Here is a 19164-nt window from a genome sequence, read left to right on the forward strand (position 1 = left end):
GTGATCGACGCGCGCGAGCGGTTCGCTACCGATAGTAGTGCGCGTAACGCTGGCCCGGCTGGCCCTGCTTGCGCAGGTAGGCCCGCTGGCTGCCGTCCTTCGCGCGGCCGACCCACTGCACGCCCATCTCCTTGAGGAGCGCCTTGTCGAAGCCCGCCGCGCGCCGAACGTAGCTGCGGCCGCGCTTGTCGAAGACCAGCTGCACGCCGGCCTGCTTGAGGATGTGCTTGGGCAGGTCGACCACGGTTCGCAGCCCTGAGTTGAAGCCCGGGTCCGTCGGGCGTAGCGGCAGGCGATAGGCCAGCATGCGCTCATGCGACCAGAGGCGCGCGTGCTCGGCGCGCGAGACAGACCGCTCCACACCGTCGGGGGTGATCAGCACAAATCGCGGTCCCCGGGCTCCCGCGACGCGCTCTTGACCGACCCAACCCCCCGGGCGCTCGCTCATCGGCTGGTAGAAGTAGACCGTCTTCCGCGTGCGGGCCCCCACCATGGCCTCGTCGATGACCTGCGTGCTGCCGTAGCGGCCTTGGCTCGCGGTGAGCTCGACGTTGCGCGACGCGATCTCCTTGCCGTCCACGTAGCGGTAGACCTTGACGAAGAGGCCCGAGCTGCCGAGCGACCCGCCCCGCGGAAACATCAAGATCTCGAGGCGGCGCTCGCCGTCTCGAAAGCGCATCTTGGTCATCATCCCGAACTCGGGGAAGCCCGTGACGGCGAGCCGTGGGCCCGCCTGAGCGACGAAGTCGTCGATCACCTTCAGCGCCACGGACGGGGTTCGCTTCATCGCGGCGGGCAAGGTGCTGCCCACGAGCTCGAGTTGCTCGATCTGGCGGGCCACGTCGCGGACCTTGCCCAGGATGGTGCCCATCTGCTCGGCGGTCGGGTTGATCCCCTGCCACCCCGGCTGGCCCCAGCCTCGGATCTGCTGCTGTTGCTCCGGGTTGAGCTGCTCGAGGAAGTCGTACTCCCCGTCGCTGACCCGGGCAGCGCGGGCGTGCGTGGCCGAGAGCGGGCCGAGCGCAAAGAGCGCTCCGAGGAGGAGCGCGAAGCGGCGAACGGTGCATGGATGGCGAGACATGGGTTCTGCTCCTTCGGCGCCCGCCTCTGGCACGGCGACGCCGACAGGGATGGTTTGCAACCGGGGGGCCAGTGGTCACGCTGCGACCAGGCGTGGGCACTCGCGCCGGATATGCTTGAGATTTGTTGTCAGGTTCGGAGCTGCGCCGCGGCGCGCCAGAAGCTGGCCTAGCCGCCACCTGGCCCCCTCGCCGGATTTCGTAGAGGGCGGTCCCCCGGCCGAACTCAGACGAAGCGCTTCGCGCCCTTGACGGCCGTGGAGGCCCCGGCGCGGTACTCCTCGTCGAGGAGCTCGCTGATGCGGGCCATCACGACGTCGGTGATGGCGCGGTAGCGGTCCTCGAACTGCTCCGCGTCCTCCGTGCTCGGCACGACGTGCTCCGGCACGCGATAGGGCGCGAGCTCGGGGCCATCCACGGGCAGCGGCCGGCCGACGCGGTAGACCACGCGCCCGCCCTTCGAGAAGGGGGAGTTGCCGGGGTAGATGCGATCGGAGCCGTTGCACCCCACGGGGAGGATCGTCGCGCCGAGGTGCTGCGTCATCTGCGCGAGGCCCGTGTAGCCGGGGCCGAGCCGCTTGGAGCGCGTCCCCTCGGGGAAGACGAGAATGTGCAGCCCGAGCTCCTCGAGCGCCTGGCGATTGAGCCGCACCACCTCGGTCATCATGGTGCGAAAGAGCGCGTTGAACCACGCCCCGAGCGCCGCGGCGTCCGGGCCGTGTTGCTCGAGGAGCGGGCGCACGCCGTCGGGGATCTCGTCGATCGACGGTCCGCTCTCCGACGGACGACCGTTGACGGCCTCGCGCAGCCAGCGGTACTCGGCGTCGTCGGGGACGCGCCCCACCGCCTTGCGGAACTCGGTGGTGATGAGGTAGCCGCGCGAAGGGAGCGGGATGCTGTTCATCCGCGAGAGGAAGCCCGCGTTGAAGGGATGCTCGAAGTACTTGCCCTTGACCCAGGTGGCCGTGAAGCCGAAGCCCTGGCGATAGAGCTGATACTGGAAGGGCCAGTAGTTGTAGCGGTCCGTGTGGTTCATCGCGAAGAACACGCCGCGCCCGCGTGGGATGTTCTCCGTCCCTTCGAGCACGATGGTCGTGCGCCGCGGGAACCGATAGTCGACCGAGAGCACGAGATTCGCCACGAGGAGCTGCCCCACCGGCGTCCGGCTCAGCTTGGTGTGCTTGAGACGTTCGAGGTCCAACATGGCGGCGAACTATGCCAGGCCGCTTCGCACGTGTCGACGCACATGCGGGACCCGGCGGCAAAATCGCCCCGCCGCGTTTCGACACGGCGCGGCGACGGGAAAAGGCGGTGCGTGGCGGGGCGCGTCGAGGGGTCGGCGGGCTATTCCGGCTGCAGCGACTTGAGGAGCTTCTGCGCCTCGGCGCGTTCGGGAGCCCCGGCGGGGGCCTTGCTCAGATAGGTCTGCAGGGACTTCTGCGCCCCCGCTGCGTCCCCCGCCTTGGCGAGCGCCTTGCCCAGCCGGAAGTGCGCGTCCACCAGCGCCGGGTCAGCCTCGATCGCCTTCTGGTAGTAACCGACCGCGCGCTGCGGGCGGTCGAGCTGGTCGTAGGTCAGCCCCATGCGGTACTGCGGCTCGGCGGCCCGCGGGTCCAGATCCATCGCGTCCTGGAGGTTCGTGATCGCCCGCCCCGTGTCCTTCTTCTTCAGGTAGGCCAGCCCGAGCGTGGAGAAGCAGGTGGCGCGCATGCTGTTCGGAAAGCCGCGCTTCTTGATCTCTTCGAGCGCCGTGGTCAGGCGCTTGATCGCCTCGGCGTACTCGGCGTCCGCGACGGCGATCTGCGCCAAGCCGATGAGCGCCTCGGGGTCGCCCGGGTCCTCCTTCAGCGCGAGGTGATAGGTGTCGTACGCGTCGTCGGTCTTCTTGGCCGCGAGCTGCGCGCGCGCCAGCGAGACGAGCAGATCGCTGCTCTTCGGAAACCCCTTGCGCGCCTGCGCCAGCAGCGACGCGGCGTCGGCCCCCTTGCCCGCGGCCAGCGCCACCTCGCCCTTGGCCCACGCGATCTCCTCGGTCGAGGCCCCCGCCTGGTGGGCCGAGCTCACCGACTGGGCCGCCTGGTCGAGCTTCCCCTCCGCCACCGCGAGCCGCGCCTGCAGGAGCTGCACGTCCGCGCGCCCCTGATCCGCGGCGGGGATCTCGCCCGCCTGCTTGAGCGCGTCCGCGAGCCGGCCCCGCTTGAGCTGCAGCAGCGCGAGTCCCACGTGCGCAGGCGTGTAGTCGGGCCGCCGCTCCAGCGCCTTGCCCAGCCGCTTCTCCGCCGAGGCGAAGTCGTGCTGCTCGAGCGCCACTCGCCCGAGCAGCGCCGGGGTCTTGGGGTCGAGGCTGTTGATGCGCCACGAGGCCTTCAGCGCCACGTCGGCGGCCTTGTAGTCCCCCGCCCAGTAGTGCACCTGCCCGAGGGCCAGCGGCGCCTCGTAGCTGTGCGGATTCGCCTTCACCAGCTCCTGCAGCGCCTTCACCGCGGCCGCGCTCTTGCCTTTGCGCGCCAGGTTCAGCGCCTGATACACGTTGGCCTCGAGCTGGTCGTTCTTCTCGGCCAGGATGGCCTTGAAGAGGCTCTCCGCCTTGTCGTACTCGCGCTGCGCGTACGCCACACGCGCGAGCAGCAGCCGCGTCTCGAGGAGCCGCGCCGGGGCCTTCTGCAGGTAGTTCGCCGCCTCGGCCGGCTTCTCCATCTCGATCAGCAGGCGGCCCATGCGCTGCAGGTACTCCGGCTGCTTGCCGTTCAGCGCGAGCGCGGCCTTCATCTGCTCGTGGGCGTCGATCATGCGAAAGATCCCCATCAGCTCGCCGGCCAGCTCGTAGCGGAAGGAGGAATCGCAACAGGGCGGCGACTTGGTAGCCGCGTCCAGCGCCGAAGACATCTCTCCGACCTTGCCCTGACGCCGCGCCACCATCCCCAGCACGAGCTGCGCCCAGCCGAGCTGCCCCTTCGAAGCCTTGGTCGTGAACTCCGAGCTCACCTTCTGCGCGTCGGCGGCGGCCTGGTCCAGGTCCTTGCCGTGCACGGCGGCGAGGCGCGCGCGCTCGATGAGCGCCTGGATGTTGCCCGCGTCCTTGGCCAGGATATCCGTCAGGGCCTGCGATGCCGTCGCGTAGCCCGACTCGTCCCGCCCCATGAGGACGGCCAGGCCGATGCGCGCGGCCACGTAGCCCGGCTCGAGCTTGAGCGCCCCCTGGTAGGCGTCGGCCGCCGTCTGCGGCTCGCTGCCGGCAGCGGCGAGCGAACGGCCCTGCAGGTAGCGGAGCAGCGCGCTCTCGGGAAAGACCTCGGCCCCCTTGCGCAGGTAACCCGCAGCCCCCACCGGGTCATCGATCAAAGAGAGATACCCCGTGGCCGCGGTGCGCCACTCCGAATCGTGACGCTCGCTCTGCTTGAGCGCCTCCTTGGCCTGCGCCAGGCGATCCTCGCCGAACTCGATCGAGAGCGCCGCGTCGCACATGGCGAGCGCCGCCAGCGCGCTGGGCTCCGCCTTCTTCCGGGCGAGGATGCGCTCGGCCGCCTTCTTCACCTCGGCGTACCCCTCGGGAGTGCTCTTGTGCACCGCCACGCGCACGGCCTTCCACTCGGCCTGGAGGTACTTGTGCGTGCGATACCAGAGGTAGCCGGCGAGGCCGCCCCCCGCGAGGGCCACCCCGAGCACGCTCACGAGGACCAGGCGCCCGGTCTTGCCTCCGGAGGCGCGCGCCGAGCTCCCCTTGCGCCCGGAGGCGCGGCGTTCGTAGGCGTCCTCCGGTTCCTCCTCCTCGCTCCCCGACTCGGCCATCGGGTCCCAGGTCTCGCCGGTGCCGGTGGGCGTGGGACGACGCTTGCGTCCCTTCTCGCCCGCGTCGAGCTCGGAGGGATCGCCGCGCCCGCCGAAGATGTCCAGCACCTCGTGCGAAGTGCCCGTGTCGTTTGCGCCGCCCGAGAGCTCCTCGGTGGAATCGCCGCGCTTGGCCGCCGGCGGCATCCCGGAGCTGGCGCGCGCGGCGCGGGCCTTGAGCGGGTCGATCACCTCGGCCGGGATCGGCTGCGGCTCGGGACGCGAGAGCGGGATGCTCGCCTCTTCGACGCCGAAGTCCTCGAACGCGTCCAGGTCACGCCCAGCGAGCCCCGCCGGCCTCGGGGCGGGCGGTGGCGCGCTCGCGGAGGACGCAGGAGGTGCCGGCGGCGCAGGGGGTGCCGGAGGCGCGAACCCGGAAGGCGGCGACGAGAACCCCGAGCCGATCTCGCGCGTCTCGGGGCGCGGGAGCTTGCGCGTGTACTCGTCGGCCCCGGGACCGCTCCCCAGCGCGAGGGTGTAGTTCGATTTCGGGTCCGACGGCGCCGGGCTCTTGTGCACGGGCTCGTGACTCACGGGCTTCGCGGCGAGCGGATCGAGCCGGAGCTGCGGTGCCGGAGAGGCGCTCGGCCGGAGCAGCGGCATCGTCGGCGCGTCCTCCTCCGTCGGAAGATCGTCGAGGCTGCCGAGCCGCAGGGTCCCCTGGTACTTGGCGCCGCTCCCCGCTCCGAGGTCCGTGGGCGTCATCTGCGCCTGCCAGCTCCCGCCGACGTCCTCGGGCTTCGACGCAGGCGCGGGCTCGGGACGCGGCGAGAAGGCCGCGCTCGAGAGGGCGAGCGTGGCGTTCGTCGGGGGAGACGACTCCGGTGGCCCCGTGACCGGGCGGTCGACGGCCAGCGTGGCGTGCCGCGCCTCGTCGTCGCTCAAGGTGCGCAGGCCGCGCGGAACGATCACCTCGCGGGCCGGCTCCACCACCAGGGGCTTCTGGCCGCCGCGCCCCGGGAGCTCCTCCATCATCGAGTCGGTCACCTCGAAGGAGCCGCTCGTCTCGAGCCCGGGCTCGGCCCCGCCGAAGGTGTAGGACTGGCCAGAGAAGGGATCGACGAATTGCCCGCTGGCAGAGGTCTCGCCCTCCACGAGCTCCTCGAGGTCCTCGGCGTCCAGCACCACGGCCGCGGCGTCGTCGATGAAGCGGTCGAGGGAGGCCGCGCGGATGGCCGGCCCTCCCGCTGCCGACGGCGCCGGCTCGCGCCCCGGTCGAGGCATCGCCGACGGGCGCGACAGGGTCTCGAGCAGGTCCCGACTGCGCGCGTCGGAGGGATCGAGGTCGATCACGCGCTCGAGGTGTTCGCAGGCCGTGGCCAGCTCGCCCCGGCTGCACGCCACGTCGGCCAGGATGCGGTAGGCCTCGGGCTGCTCGGGGTCGAGGCGCAGCACCTGCTGGGCCTCCTTCTTCGCCCCTTCGTGGCGCCCCTGCGCGAGCAAGCTGTGCGCCGCCACGAGCCGGAGCTGCGGGTCGTCGGTGCCACGCGCCAGCTCGTCCGTGCACACCTGCAGTGCGTCGGTGTACCGCTTGTCGCGCAGCATCTGCCGCGCGCGCTGCGAGGCGCCCTTGCCAGCGCTATCCATGGGATCGGATCCGGCCACCGCTCAATCCTGCTAACCGTTTATACCCTGGCGGACAGCGTCGGAGCAAACTCGGTTCCTCGCCCGAGGCGCCCGGGCATCGTCACGACGCCTCGACGGGCAGCACCAGCTCCGGCCGGTCCACGGCGGGGGCATTCACCGCGCGCGAGACCGGATAGGCCTCGAGCTCCTCCGCTGCGCACGGAACGAGCAGCGACTGGAGGAGCGGCTCGCCGCTCGCCGCGTGCAGCCACGCCGCGCGCCCCTCGCGCCCGAGGATCACCGGCATGCGGTCGTGGATCGGCGCGAGCAGCGCGTTCGGCTCGGTGGTCACGATGGTGCAGGTGCGCACCTCCACGGGCGACGCTTCGGCCTGCCAGCGTTCCCACAGGCCGGCGAAGGCGAAGGGACGCAGGTCGCGCCGGCGGATGTAGATCGGCACCTTCCCCGCGCCCGTGACCTGCCACTCGTAGAAGCCGTCGGCCAGGACGAGGCAGCGGCGCTTGCGGTAGGCGCTGCGGAAGCTGGGCTTGCTCGAGAGGGTCTCGCCCCGCGCGTTGATCAGCCGGGAGCCGATCTTCGGGTCCTTGGCCCACGACGGGATGAGACCCCAGCGAAGGAGCGACAGGCGCCCCGGCTCGGCGTCGGTGATCGCGGCCACGTCCTGGCTCGGCGCGATGTTGAAGCGCGCGGAGAGACCGCTCGGCAGCTCGGTCAAGCCGAAGTCCGCCTCGAGGAGCGCCCCGGGTCGGGTGAGTGTGTAGCGACCGCACACGGCCCGGACATTGTGCCCCGCGGCGCCGGCCCTGTCACGGCGCTGCCCGCCACACGGCGCTGCCCACCGCCGGTTGCGGCCTGCGAGAGGCACGTGGGGCCCCTTCCCCTCGACGGACGAGGTCCAGCCACTCCGCTTGTCGTCGGAATCACGGCGCATCGCCCCCCCCCTCCAACGGGCACTGGCCTTGCTACGCATTCCAGGGTGGGCTCGAGGTCGCGAAGGGCCCCGGTCCATAGACCCGGAGAGCGCACTCGCATGCTTCGCGCCGCCTTCCACCGCCCCCACCGCCGCCGGATTCACGGCCCACTTCTCGCGATGGCAGGCCTCCTCGCCGTCGCGCGACCCGTCGACGCGCGCACCGTGGCTCAAGGGGGAGCCGTGAACCTGCCGGCCGGCGCCGCGCTGCGCGCCCCCTTCCCCTGCGGCGTCAAGTTCACCGTCTCGCGCGGGTACGGCCTCGGCCTGCACCAGAAGACGACCAACACCTCCGGGTCGAACGACTACTACGCGCTCGATCTGGTGCGCGCCGAGGGGGGCGGCGGCAACGGCAAGGCGCTCACCGCGGTGGCCCCCGGCGTGGTGCGGTTCGCGGGGCGGGCGAGCGGCGGCTGGGCGGCTTACGGCAACGCGGTCCTCGTGGAGCACGACTTCGGCGACGGCCACAGGTACCAGGCCTTTTACGCGCACCTCTCGCAGGTGCAGGTGACCGTCTCGCAGCAGGTGGCGGCGGGCGACACCGTGGGGCTCATGGGCTCGACGGGGAACACGACCGGCCCGCACCTGCACTTCGTCTTCTACCGCAACGCCAAGCTCGACGGCGGGCCCTACGGCGGCGTGGCGGTGGTTCCCGAGCCGATGGGTAGCGTTCAGGATTTCGGTAGCACCTCGAGTGGGGTCTCGAACTGCGACGCCGCGCCTCCGACGGGAGGCGGCACGACGCCCGCGCGCGATGGCTCCGTGCCGGCGCCAAAGTCCGTTGTTCCGGGCTCGCCCGACGCGGGACCTCGCGCCCGGACCGACGCGATGGCGCCCTCGCGTCCCACGATCGGGGCGGACCTTGGCGGGCCCTCGCCGCGCGCGCGGACCGACGGGGGCGACGAAGGGCTACGGATCGATCGACCGGGCGGTGCGCTCGACGACCCGCCGGACGGCTCCGGGCAGCGCCTGTACGGGGGATGCACGGTGGGCTCGACGCGAGCCGACGGGCCGGGCCAGTTCGCAGCGCTCCTCGCCCTCGCGCTTGCGCTTGCCGCGCTCGCAACCCGCGCGCGTCGCGGGAGACGCGGCGGCTCACCGCGACGGTCGAAGGAGCGTGCCCAGCTGACCGCCGATCCAGGGCCCGGAGGCCCCGAGGTAGGCCACGCCGTGGAGGTTCGGCGCGCGCTGCCCCGGAGGGATGACGTCGGGGGGGAGCGGCGGTAGCGCCACCGCGCTCCAGCGCGTCCCGTCGAAGCGCACGACGGTCCCCTCGTCCCCCACGGCCCAGAGCTCCGTCGGCGAGACGCCCCGGAGGGCGTGCAAGGTCTGGCTCACGGTCGAGGGGATGCGCACCCAGCCCGCCCCCTGCCGGCGCAGCACCAGGCCGCCGTCGCCGACGACCCAGAGCTCTGTCGTCGAGAGACCCCAGATATCGCGTAGGCCGTTGGCCGGCGCGTCGGGCTCGCTCTTCCACGCGCTGCCGTCGTAGCGCAGCACCAGGCCGCCGTAGCCCACGGTCCAGATCTGAGACGCCGAGAATCCGAAGACCGTGCGCAGCTCGAGCGTCGTGGGCGACGGCGCCCTCTTCCAGCTCGCACCGTCGAAGTGCAGGAGCGTCCCCTGATCCCCCGCGCACCACACGTCGCGCGCGTTCGCCCCCCAGACGCCGCGCAGCGCGACGATCGTTTGGGAGGGGCTCGCGACCCAGCCTCCGCCGGGGAGATGCCGCAGGATGACCCCCTTGTCCCCCACGGCGAAGGCCTCGCCCGTGGCCGGGTCGGCCCAGACCGCGCGCAGGATCTCCGTCGTGACGTTATCCGCGTGGAGCTGCCAGCTCTCGCCGCTCAGGCGCAGCATCGCGCCGCTGTACGTGGCGGCGTAGCCCACCTTCTCGGCCGGACTCCAGGCGAGCGCCATGATCGCAGTCTTCTTCGGCGCCGGCACGAAGGTGAGGGGACCCCCGCTCGCGCCCCCCTCGCCCACGGACGCGCCGTCACCGGGCCGTGGGAGACCGTCCCAGGCGCCGGTCTGCGTGCCGCCGTCGGAGACCGCTCCGTCCCGCGCGCGACGCGCGCCGCCGTCGTCGGTTCGGTCGAAGCCGAGGCGGAGGCACGCCGGAGTCTGCACGGCGAGGAGCGCGAAGAGAGCAGCCAGCGCGCGGGACCGTGCGACGGTTCGGGAAGGTGTGCACCGGCGGCCGATGGATCGAGTGTAGACCGTGCCGTGGAGCCGCCACAAGCGCGCCCGCGCCGAGACGCACGGTGCTACGATGAAACGGTGAGACGTATTGCTCGGTCCGTCGGCGTTTCTCGGCACGCCCGGCCCACGCGACGGGCGGTTCGCGCGAGCGCATCCTTCACCCTCGTTGCGCTGCTCGCCGGCGACCTCGCCTGCAACCAGTTCTTCTCGTATCGACCGGGAGCAGGCCCCGCGACCGACGCGGCGGGGTACCCGCGAGACGGAGCGCGCGCGGAGGGCGGCCCGGCAGATCTTTCTTCGCGGCTCGACGGTGAGCAGGCGCCCGACGGCGGAGCTCCCCGGGATGGGGCGGCGCCTCGCGACGGCAGCACGCCTCGCGACGGCAGCGCGCCTCGCGACGGCAGCGCGCCCCGCGACGCCTCCGCGCCGCGGGACACCGGCCCGCGACCCGACGGAGCCACGGTGTGCGGCATCGGCCCGGGCTGCCACGAGTGCGAGCCGGTGCAGAACCCATCGTGCGCCCAGCTCTGCGGAGTGCGCCCCGAATGCGACGGCCTGCCCGATACGCGCGACCCCTGGCCCACGGAGTGCAACGTCCTCGACCTGGACGAGCCCTTCTTCACGCTCAGCGCCTCCCGGTGGGGCGTGGCGTTCAACGGAACGCGTTCGTCCCTCGCGAGCTGCGGCTGGTATCAGCTCGTGCCGCCTGCCAACTTCACGACCTGGCTCTGGACCGATCAGCCCCCGCCCTCCTCGACCGGGTCTCCTCTGCTGGAGATGCGCTTCGAGCTGCCCACGGCGACGACGAACTGGGAAGTCTTTCTCATCGCCGACGCGGCGGCGCCGACCGCCCAGTCCTTCACGGCGACCGACACGAACCCGCGCCGCCTCTGCTCGGTGCGACGGGTGGCCACGACCTTCGAGCTCTACGGGCTCGCGCAGGGGGCGACGACCTTCAATCACGCCACGACGAATTTCTCTCCGGCGGGGAGCTCCGTCGTTCTCCAGAGCTGGACCGACGGCAGCGTGCTCACCTGCCGGGCCATCTCCGGCTCCGCGACTGCCAATCGCACCGTGAACATTCCCGGCGTCCTCCCGACGAAGACTCGGTCCATCGTCGTCGGCGCGACCAACCTCGCCAGCTCGGGTCCCGTGCTGCCCGTCATGCTGGACTACGTGCGCGCCTTCCGGCTGCCCTGATCGCGGTCAGCGCGGCGGAAGAGGTCGCCGCGACCGGCGCACGCGCACGCCAACGAGGGCGAGCGCGAGCCACACCGCGAGCGAGCCCTCTTCCCCGGAGGGGAGCGGAACCGTCGCGCACCCGCCCTGGAGCGTGAGCTCCTCGGCGGCGGTGAGCCCATCGTTCGAGCCGAGCGGGTCGGCTGGCGGAAGCTCCGTCGGGTCCTGGGCCCCCGGGGTCGTCGGCGCCGGTAAGCCCGCGTCGGCCCGCGGCGAGCTCGGCACTCCCGCATCGCGGCGCGGCGTCGTGGACCTGCCCGCGTCGGCCCTGGGCGCGCTCGGCACCCCCGCATCGGCCTTCGGGGCCGTGGGAGGCGGAGCCGTCGGCGGCTGTTGCGGCGTCACGCAGCTACCGGGCGCGGTCACGAGCTCGATGTCCGCCCCGTAGTAGAAGCGGCCGATCGCGACGTAGTTGCGCCCCGCGAGCGAGAGGCACTGCGCCCCGTTCTGGGACTGACAGCCTCGGTTGTAGTTGTTCGTGGGGCTCGTGTTGCCGATGATGCTGCGCGTGATGTTCGTGCCGGTCTTCCCCTCGTTGTAGGTCACGTAGCGCTCGGTGTTGGTCCCGTCGGAGTCCCCGGCCTTGGCCACGCAGCTCTGCGCGTTCGAGGGCTTCGCTCCCGCCACGAAGAACGAGCAGATCACCACGCCCTTGTACATCAGCACCTGCCCCGAGGTGGCCTTCACCGCGTCGAAGTGGCGCTGCGAGGGCTTGTTGCCGCAGGTGTAGACCTGGTCGCTCGTGCCGTCCTGCACCGTGGTCGCCCCGCGCGAGAGCTTGTAGTAGGCGAAGGTTCGCGCCGCCACGGCCTGCGCCTTGAGCGCCTCCTTGTCCGCGCTGCCGTGCTCACAGGCGATGACGTGCGGAAGGTAGTCGTCCTCCATCGACTTGGCCCCCTTGCCGGCCACGGTGATCGTGCACTGGGCGGTGATGGCCTGCGCCTTCGCGCCGAAGTCGGGCTCCTCGCCGCACGCCGCGGCCAGCAGGGCGAGGGGAAGGAGGAGCTGCCGAATCTGGGTCATCACGTCTCGACGCACGCCGTCGTCGAGAGAGAGAAGCCAGGGCCGTGCCAGGATCCGCGAGTGGCCGGACCGTGAAGTGTCGCAGGATTGCCTTCTCACGCACCGCGTCGGAGGGGCCGGCGCGGGGCCTCGGGTGCCGCGGGTCGTGGGCACCGTGGGGCCACCCGTCCCGGGGAGGTGCGGGCGGCCTGTACTCCTGCTACCCGCGCGCCTTCAGCGCCGCGAGCACCCGCTCCGGCGTCATCGGCAGGTCGTGGAGCCGCACCCCCACCGCGTCGAAGACCGCGTTGCCGATGGCGGGCGCCGTGGGGACGAGCCCGGGCTCGCCGATCCCCTTCGCGCCGAAGGGCCCCTCGGGGTCGTGCGTCTCGACGTACTCCACCTCGACCGGGAAGGCCATCTCGTTGGCCGTGACGATCTTGTAGTCGGTGAAGCTCGGGTTCAGCATCCGCCCCGCGCGGCTCTGCACCTGCTCGTAGAGCGCGTAGCCGATCCCCTGCGCCAGCCCGCCGTAGACCTGGCCGTCGAGGGTCTGCGGGTTCAGCACGCGACCCACGTCGTGGATCGAGACCATCTTGAGCACCTTCACCTCGCCCGTCTCCTCGTCCACCTCCACCTCGGCCCCCTGCACGCCGAAGGCATAGGTCGCGGACATGTTGCCGTACCCCTTGTGCCAGTCGGGGAGCTCGCTCTTCGGCTCGTAGAAGGCCTCCACGGCGATCATCTCGCCCTGCTGTCCGCGGAAGTGCAGCGCCCGCAGGAGCCGTCCGAGCTCGAGCGAGAGCCACGGCTCATCGGGCGCCCCCTCGAGCGCGAGCACGCTGTCTCGCAGCACGAAGCGCCCCGCCTCCGCGGCGGCCTGCACGTCGAAGGCCGGCGCCTCGGCCCCCGGGTGCTTCTTTCGGTGCTGCTCGAAGCTCCGCCGCACCTCCTCGGGGAAGAGCTCGCGCGCCGCGGAAAAGATCTTCTCCTTCGCTTTCGCGCAGGCGCGGATCGCCGCGTTGCAGGCGATGAAGGCCCCGCGGCTGGCGTGCGTCCCCGCGTCCCAGGGGCAGGTCCCCGTGTCGGTCGGGTTGATGTGCACCCGCTCCGGCAAGACCCCGAGCTCCTCGGCGATCGTGGCCGTGAGCGCCGCGTGCAGCCCCTGCCCCATCTCGACGCCGCCGCAGTTCACGTTCACGTTGCCGTAGTCGTCGAGCTTCAGGATCACCCCGCCCCCGTCGGAGCGGTAGATGCGTCCCGAGCCCCCCACGTGCAGGAGCGCCGCGAGGCCCACCCCCCGCCGCTTGCCCCGCTGCTGCCCGCGCTTCGCCTTCCAGTCGAGGCGCCGCCCCGCGCTCTCCAGACACTCGCGGAGCGCGCAGGTCGTGATCTGGAGCCCCATCGGCGTGAGCGCGTTCGGCTCGTTGCAGTTCTTCAGCCGCAGCTCGAGCGGGTCGATCCCCGCCGCGTGCGCCAGGTCGTCCAGGTTGCTCTCGAGCGGCCAGGCCACCTCGGGGTTGCCGTAGCCGCGCATGGCCTGGCAGTAGGTGTTGTTCGTGTAGGCGAGCTGCGCCTCGAAATGCACGTTCGCCACCGGGTAGAGCGACGTCGCCGGCAGCATCATCACCGTCGGATAGGTCGCCCCCCACGAGGTGTACGCGCCGTTATCCAGGAGCGCCTCGATGCGGCGGAAAGTGAGCTTTCCTTCTGAATCGCACCCCTGCACCACCCGCACCTGCGAGGACTGCCGGGGGGAGAGGCACGCGAACTCCTCCTCGCGCGTGTAGACGATCTTCACCGGCTTGCCCGTGCGGTGCGCCAGCAGCATCGCCACATACTCGTAGACGTGCGTGTCGAGCCCGGTGCCGAAGCCCCCGCCGAGGGCCGGCACGATGACCCGCGCGTTGCGCCCCGGCAGGCCCATCAGCTCGAGCGCCCGGTTGAAGTCCCGCTGCGCGAGAAACGGGATCTGCGTCTTGGCCCAGAGCGTGACGTTGCCCCGCGCGTCGAACTCGGCGATGCAGCCCGCCGGCCCCATGCAGCTCTGCTGGATCACCGGCGTCGAGTACTGCCCCTCGACGATGTGCCGCGCGGCGCGCTCGCCGGCCGCGAGGTCCCCCGAGGTGTGCTGGTACTCGAGCGCGAGCCGGTTCGAGCGACGGGGCTTGCCCGAGGGGTCGGTCTCGTGCACGAGCGGCGCCCCCTCCGCGAGCGCCTCGCGCGGACAGAAGACCGCCGGCAGCGGCTCGTACTCGACGTCGATGAGCTCGACGGCCTCCGCCGCGATCTCCGGGTCGATCGCCGCCACAGCCGCCACCTCGTCGCGGAACTGCCGCACGCGCCCCTTCTTGAGCACGTAGTTGTCGCGCAGAAAGCCGATGCGGATCTCGGGGGTGTTCTCGGCGGTGAGCACCGCGCGCACCCCGGGGAGGCGTTCGGCGCGCGAGGTGTCGATGCGCACGATGCGCGCGTGCGCGTGCTCGCTGAACTTGAGCTTGCCGTAGAGCATCCCCGGCCGGCTCAGGTCCTGGATGTAGGCCGCGCGGCCGCTCGCCTTGTCCGCCGCGTCCGGGCGGGCGAGCACCTGGCCGATGTGCCGCAGCCCTTCGGGTCGCCGCTCAGCCATGCTGGCCTCCTTCCTTGTCCTCGCGCAGCGCCTTCGCCGCGGCCTGGATCGCCCCGACGATCTGCGTGTAGCCCGTGCAGCGGCAGAGGTTGCCCGTCAGGGCCTGCCGCACCTCCGTCTCGCTCGGGTCCGGGTTCCGCTCGAGGAGCGCGTGGGCCGAGGTGAGCATCCCCGGGGTGCAGAAGCCGCACTGCACGCCGCCGTGCGCGACGAAGGCCTCCTGCAGCCGCGAGAGCTTTCCCCCGGGCCCGCCGAGCCCCTCCACCGTCGTGATCTCCCGCCCCTCGGCCTCGAGCGCCAGCGTGAGGCACGAGACCACCGGCCGCCCGTCGAGGAGCACCGTGCAGGCCCCGCACTCCCCGTTGCCGCACCCTTCCTTGGTGCCCGTGAGCCCGAGGGGGCCTCGCAATAGATCGATGAGCCGCGTGTGCGGCGCCAGCTCGGCGGCGAGCGCGAGCCCGTTCACCTTGAAGGTGGCCTTGACCGTCATGCCGACCTCCCGTCCTTCTGCGCCCCGAGGAGCGCGGCGAGCGCCCGCCCGAGCAGGACGCCGATCATGTGGCGGCGGAAGTCCGCCCCCGCGCGCACGTCGCTGATGGGCTGCACCTCCGCCGAGGCCTCGGCCTTCACCCGCGCGAGGAGCTCCGGCGTCAGCCGCTGCCCCGCGAGGAGCGCCTCGGTCCGGGGGAGCCGCACCGGTCGCGGAGCCACCGACCCCGCCGCGAGCCGCGCCTGCGTCACCGTCTCGCCGTCGAGCTCCACCGCTACGGCGAGGCTCGCGAGAGCGATGTCCATGGCCACCCGCCCGTGTTTTAGAAAGCACGCTCGCGTACCGGAGCGCGGCCGCGGCACGTGGATCGCGCAGAGCAGCTCGCCGGGGCCAAGGCGCGTCGTCCCCGGCGCGGTGAAGAAGTCCGCGAGCGGCACCTCCCGGCGACCGGCGGGCCCGGCCACCTCGAGCCGGGCCTCCGCCACGAGCAGCGGCGGCGCCAGGTCGGCGCAGGGCGAGGCGTTGCAGAGGTTCCCGCCCGCCGTGGCCAGGTTCCGGATCTGCACGCTCCCGAGTCGACCCGCCGCCTGCACGAGCGCCGGGAAGAGCTCCGCCAGCGCGGGGCTCTCGAGCAGCGCCGCGACGCGCGTCCCGGCCCCGATCCGCGTGGTCTCGCCCACGGAGAGCCCCTCGAGCTCGGCGATCCGGCCGAGCGAGACGAGGGCCTTCGGCCGCTGCTTCCCCTCGCGGATGCGGACCATCAGGTCGGTGCCCCCGCCGAGGTAGCGGGCCCCCTCGAGCTCGGCCCCCAGGCGCAGCGCCTCGGGGAGGCTCGTCGGTCGATAGAGATCGAAGGCGGTCATGCGACCACTCCTTGCGCGCGGAGCGTGGCGATCTCGGCGGCGGAGAGCCCGGCCTCCTCGAGCACGCTCTGGGTGTGCGCCCCGTAGGCCGGGGCGAAGGGGAGCTCGCCCCCGAGCGAGGCGAGGTGCGCCGTCCCCACGGCCGGGGGCGGAAGCCGCACGGTGCGTCCGTCGGGGGTCTTCGTGCGAAGCAGCGCCTCCCGCACGAAGGGCAGGCTCGTCAGCTCGTCGAGGGTGCTGATCGGCGCGTTCGGCACCTCGGCGCGAACGAGCGCCGCGGCCACCGCCGCGGTAGATTGGCTGGCCGTCAGGCGCGCGATCGCGCCGTGGAGGTCGGCCCGGCGCGCCTTCCGCCCGGCGTTCGTGGCGTAGCCCGGGTCGGCGAGCGAAGCGAATATAGGTTCTAGAACGAGCCGCGCCCACTGCGCGTCGCTCCCCAGCGCCAGGTAGATGAAGCCGTCGGCCGTGGGGTAGGCGTTCACCGGCACGAACTGGCGGTGCTCGTTCCCCGCGCGCCGCAGCTCGTCGGCGGAGCTGCCGAGGTCGAGGAGCGGCAGGACCGTGGGCAGCCAGGAGAGCGCCACCTGCGCCATCGAGATGTCGATCGCCCGGCCCCCGCGCCCCTCGGCCCGGTCGAGCAGCGCGGCGAGCACCTGGGTGAAGGCCTCGTCCCCGGCCTTGAGGTCCACGAGCGGCACTCCCGCCTGCATCGGCGGCCCGTCGGCCTCGCCCGTCAGGTCCATGTAGCCGCAGAGAGCCTGCATCACCGGGTCGTAGCCCGGCACCTCGGGATAGGCGAGCCCCATGGCCGAGATGCTGCACCAGATGAGGTCCTCCCGCACCGCGCGCAGCGCCTCGTAGTCGAGCCCCAGGCCGGCGTGCCGCGCGGGCATGGTGTTGGTGCAGAAGATCTCCACGTCGAGCCCACGGATGAGCTGCGCGAGGAGCTCGCGCCCGGCCTCGGACTTGAGGTCCACCGCGATGGCCTCCTTGCCGCAGTTCGGGGCCACGAAGTAGCTCGCGCGGTCCTCGCCGGCCACCGGCTTGCCGACGTAGCGGTTCGGGTCCCCCTTGGCCTTGCGCCCGGGGATCGGCGTGGGCTCGAGCCGGATCACCCGCCAGCCGAGCTGGACCATGCGCTCGGTGGCGTACGGCAGCGAGAGCGCCTGCTCCATGCTGAGCACCACGCGGCGCAGCGGCTCGGTGGGCAAGGGACGAATGGTCATGCTCTCACTCCTAAAAACGTACGGGCTCTTTGAAACACCCATAGACCTCTTTCAGCGTGCCGCAGAGCTCGCCGACGGTGGCGTAGGCCTCGACAGCGTCCAGCATGGCCGGCATCACGTTCTCGCGCCGCTCGGCCGCCCCCCGCAGCGTCGCCAGCCGGCTTCGCACCGCGGCCCCGTCCCGCTCGCGCCGCACCCGCGCGAGCCGCTCGACCTGGCTGCGCGCCTCGGCCTCGCGGTAGGGGTGCAGCTCCACCTCGCGCGCCGCCTCCTCCTCGGTGAAGCAGTTCACCCCCACCTTCTTCACCTCGCCCCGGCGCAGCTTCTGCTCGAGCTCGAAGGCCTGCCGGCTCACCAGGGCCTGGATCTGCCCCTCCGCCACGGCGTGCACGATCCCGCCCTGCGCGTCGAGCTCCTTCATGATCGAGACGATGAGCTGCTCCATCTGGTTCGTCGTGCTCTCGACGAAGTACGAACCGGCGAGCGGGTCCACGGTGTCGCAGACCCCCGTCTCGTGCATCAGCACCTGCATCGTGCGCAGCGAGAGGCGCGCCGCGTGCTCGCTCGGGATGGTGTACGCCTCGTCGTACGAGCAGAGCGCCATGGTCTGCGTCCCCGAGAGCGCGCTCGCCAGCGCGTAGTAGGCGCCGCGCACGATGTTGTTCTCGGGCTGCTGGATCGTGAGCCCGCCGCCTCCCCCGCCGGCGATCATCCGGAGCTGCATCGAGCGCGGCTCCGTGGCCCCGTAGCGCTCCTTGAGGAGCTTGGCCCAGAGCCTGCGACCCGCGCGAAACTTCGCCACCTGCTCCCAGAGGTTGCCGTGCACGTTGAAGTTGAAGGAGAGCCCCGGCGCGACCTCGTCCACGCGCAGCCCGCGGGCGATGACGTGGTCCAGGTACGCGCAGGCGATCGCCAGGCCGTAGGCCATCTCCTGGGCCGGCGTGGCCCCCGATTCGCGGATGTGATAGCCGCACACCGAGACGGGGCTGTAGTGCGGGACCTCGCGCGCGCAGAAGGCCATGGTGTCCCCGACCAGCCGCACCGACGGCTCCACGGGGTAGATCCAGGTCCCGCGCCCGATGAACTCCTTGAGGATGTCGTTCTGCGCCGTCCCGCGGAGGTCTTTTAGAGCGAAGCCTCTCTTTCGCGCCATGGCGAAGAACATGGCCATGATCGCCGCCGCCGAGCCGTTGATGGTGAGCGAGACGGTGATCCCCTTCAGGTCGATGCCGTCGAAGGCCTCCTCCATGTCGGCCAGGCTGTCCACGGCCATCCCCACCCGACCCACCTCGCCCTCGGCCATCGGGTCGTCCGAGTCCAGCCCGCACTGCGTGGGCAAGTCGAAGGCCACGTTCAGCCCCGTGTTGCCGTGCGCGATGAGGTATTCGAAGCGGGCGTGCGTCTCGGCCGCCGTGCCGAAGCCCGAGTACTGGCGCATGGTCCAGGGGCGCTTGCGGTACATCTCGCCGTGGATCCCGCGCGTGTAGGGGTACTCGCCGGGCCGGCCGAGCTCGCCCTCCACGTTCGAGTCGAAGAGGTCACCCTCGGTGTAGACCGGCTTGATCTCGAGTCCCGACTCCCAGACCACCGGAGCGACCCCTTTGCCGCGTTCGCTCATGCCTGCCCTGCCTGCCTGCGGCGCGCCACCTCGCCGCGAATGAACTCCACGATCGCGTCGAGCGGCGAGGCCGTGGGGAAGACCCCGCTCGCGCCGAGCTCCTCGAGCGCGCCGCGATCTCGCTCGGGGACGTTGCCCCCCACGAGCAGCACCACCTGGTCGAAAAGCCCCGCCGCGCGCAGCGCGTCGCTCACCTTCTTCGTGAGCGGCAGGTGCGCCCCCGAGAGCACCGAGAGCCCCACCACGTCCACGGCCTCCTGCAGCGCGGCCCGGGCGATCGCCTCGGGCTGCTGGCGAAGCCCGGTGTAGATCACCTCCATCCCCGCCTGCATCAGCGCGCGGCAGACGATCTTGGCCCCCACGTCGTGGCCGTCGAGGCCCGGCTTGGCGATCAGCACGCGAATCGCGCGCTCCTCTCTGGCTTCCGTCAT

At 71.9% G+C, this 19164-nt stretch carries 13 protein-coding genes; 2 read left to right on the top strand and 11 right to left on the bottom strand.

Annotated elements, in window-relative coordinates; translation table 11 throughout:
- Positions 1 to 25 precede the first annotated feature (25 nt).
- The 4 genes from IT371_29490 to IT371_29505 all read right to left on the bottom strand — a co-directional run bounded on the left by IT371_29490 (position 26) and on the right by IT371_29505 (position 7266).
- Positions 26 to 1081 carry a hypothetical protein gene (locus IT371_29490; protein ID MCC6751823.1) on the bottom strand — a complete coding sequence of 352 codons (1056 nt, stop codon included), beginning with the start codon at positions 1079 to 1081 and terminating at the stop codon, positions 26 to 28.
- Positions 1082 to 1305: 224 nt separating this feature from the next.
- Positions 1306 to 2283 carry a 1-acyl-sn-glycerol-3-phosphate acyltransferase gene (locus tag IT371_29495; GenBank protein MCC6751824.1) on the bottom strand — a complete coding sequence of 326 codons (978 nt, stop codon included), beginning with the start codon at positions 2281 to 2283 and terminating at the stop codon, positions 1306 to 1308.
- A gap of 140 nt (positions 2284 to 2423) precedes the next feature.
- The gene (locus tag IT371_29500; GenBank protein ID MCC6751825.1) at positions 2424 to 6494 is read right to left on the bottom strand and encodes a tetratricopeptide repeat protein; all 4071 of its coding nucleotides are present in this window, start codon (positions 6492 to 6494) and stop codon (positions 2424 to 2426) included.
- 100 nt (positions 6495 to 6594) lie between these two features.
- Positions 6595 to 7266, bottom strand: a complete 672-nt coding sequence (locus tag IT371_29505; protein ID MCC6751826.1) for an SOS response-associated peptidase — start codon at positions 7264 to 7266, stop codon at positions 6595 to 6597.
- Positions 7267 to 7524: 258 nt separating this feature from the next.
- Between IT371_29505 and IT371_29510 the strand changes: the two genes are divergently transcribed.
- Complete coding sequence (locus IT371_29510) at positions 7525 to 8691, top strand: M23 family metallopeptidase (GenBank protein ID MCC6751827.1); 1167 nt, start codon at positions 7525 to 7527, stop codon at positions 8689 to 8691.
- Between the two features lie 1053 nt (positions 8692 to 9744).
- Complete coding sequence (locus IT371_29515; protein MCC6751828.1) at positions 9745 to 10866, top strand: hypothetical protein; 1122 nt, start codon at positions 9745 to 9747, stop codon at positions 10864 to 10866.
- Between the two features lie 6 nt (positions 10867 to 10872).
- On the opposite strand, the gene IT371_29520 is transcribed toward IT371_29515, so the two are convergent.
- The 7 genes from IT371_29520 to IT371_29550 all read right to left on the bottom strand — a co-directional run bounded on the left by IT371_29520 (position 10873) and on the right by IT371_29550 (position 19164).
- Positions 10873 to 11928, bottom strand: coding sequence for a hypothetical protein (locus tag IT371_29520; GenBank protein MCC6751829.1), 1056 nt, complete (start codon positions 11926 to 11928; stop codon positions 10873 to 10875).
- A gap of 199 nt (positions 11929 to 12127) precedes the next feature.
- Positions 12128 to 14536: a xanthine dehydrogenase family protein molybdopterin-binding subunit gene (locus tag IT371_29525; protein ID MCC6751830.1), complete on the bottom strand. Its 2409-nt coding sequence runs from the start codon at positions 14534 to 14536 to the stop codon at positions 12128 to 12130.
- The gene (locus IT371_29530) at positions 14529 to 15026 is read right to left on the bottom strand and encodes a (2Fe-2S)-binding protein (protein ID MCC6751831.1); all 498 of its coding nucleotides are present in this window, start codon (positions 15024 to 15026) and stop codon (positions 14529 to 14531) included. The genes IT371_29525 and IT371_29530 overlap by 8 nt, the downstream gene beginning before the upstream one ends.
- The gene (locus IT371_29535; GenBank protein ID MCC6751832.1) at positions 15023 to 15889 is read right to left on the bottom strand and encodes a xanthine dehydrogenase family protein subunit M; all 867 of its coding nucleotides are present in this window, start codon (positions 15887 to 15889) and stop codon (positions 15023 to 15025) included. The genes IT371_29530 and IT371_29535 overlap by 4 nt, the downstream gene beginning before the upstream one ends.
- On the bottom strand, positions 15886 to 17115 hold the full coding sequence (locus tag IT371_29540; GenBank protein ID MCC6751833.1) for a CoA transferase: 1230 nt from the start codon (positions 17113 to 17115) through the stop codon (positions 15886 to 15888). The genes IT371_29535 and IT371_29540 overlap by 4 nt, the downstream gene beginning before the upstream one ends.
- Before the next feature lie 10 nt (positions 17116 to 17125).
- Positions 17126 to 18733, bottom strand: a complete 1608-nt coding sequence (locus tag IT371_29545; GenBank protein MCC6751834.1) for a methylmalonyl-CoA mutase — start codon at positions 18731 to 18733, stop codon at positions 17126 to 17128.
- Entirely contained in the window at positions 18730 to 19164 is a 435-nt protein-coding gene (locus tag IT371_29550; GenBank protein ID MCC6751835.1) for a cobalamin-dependent protein, read from the bottom strand. Before IT371_29550 ends, IT371_29545 begins: the two co-directional genes overlap by 4 nt.

The organism is Deltaproteobacteria bacterium, assembly GCA_020848905.1.
In the GTDB taxonomy this organism is placed as follows: Bacteria; Myxococcota_A; Polyangia.

Coding starts and splice junctions, on each gene's coding strand:
- IT371_29490 (MCC6751823.1), bottom strand. CDS start 1,081: ATGTCTCGCCATCCATGCACCGTTCGCCGCTTCGCGCTCCTCCTCGGA.
- IT371_29495 (MCC6751824.1), bottom strand. CDS start 2,283: ATGTTGGACCTCGAACGTCTCAAGCACACCAAGCTGAGCCGGACGCCG.
- IT371_29500 (MCC6751825.1), bottom strand. CDS start 6,494: ATGGATAGCGCTGGCAAGGGCGCCTCGCAGCGCGCGCGGCAGATGCTG.
- IT371_29510 (MCC6751827.1), top strand. CDS start 7,525: ATGCTTCGCGCCGCCTTCCACCGCCCCCACCGCCGCCGGATTCACGGC.
- IT371_29520 (MCC6751829.1), bottom strand. CDS start 11,928: ATGACCCAGATTCGGCAGCTCCTCCTTCCCCTCGCCCTGCTGGCCGCG.
- IT371_29525 (MCC6751830.1), bottom strand. CDS start 14,536: ATGGCTGAGCGGCGACCCGAAGGGCTGCGGCACATCGGCCAGGTGCTC.
- IT371_29530 (MCC6751831.1), bottom strand. CDS start 15,026: ATGACGGTCAAGGCCACCTTCAAGGTGAACGGGCTCGCGCTCGCCGCC.
- IT371_29535 (MCC6751832.1), bottom strand. CDS start 15,889: ATGACCGCCTTCGATCTCTATCGACCGACGAGCCTCCCCGAGGCGCTG.
- IT371_29540 (MCC6751833.1), bottom strand. CDS start 17,115: ATGACCATTCGTCCCTTGCCCACCGAGCCGCTGCGCCGCGTGGTGCTC.
- IT371_29545 (MCC6751834.1), bottom strand. CDS start 18,733: ATGAGCGAACGCGGCAAAGGGGTCGCTCCGGTGGTCTGGGAGTCGGGA.
- IT371_29550 (MCC6751835.1), bottom strand. CDS start 19,164: ATGACGGAAGCCAGAGAGGAGCGCGCGATTCGCGTGCTGATCGCCAAG.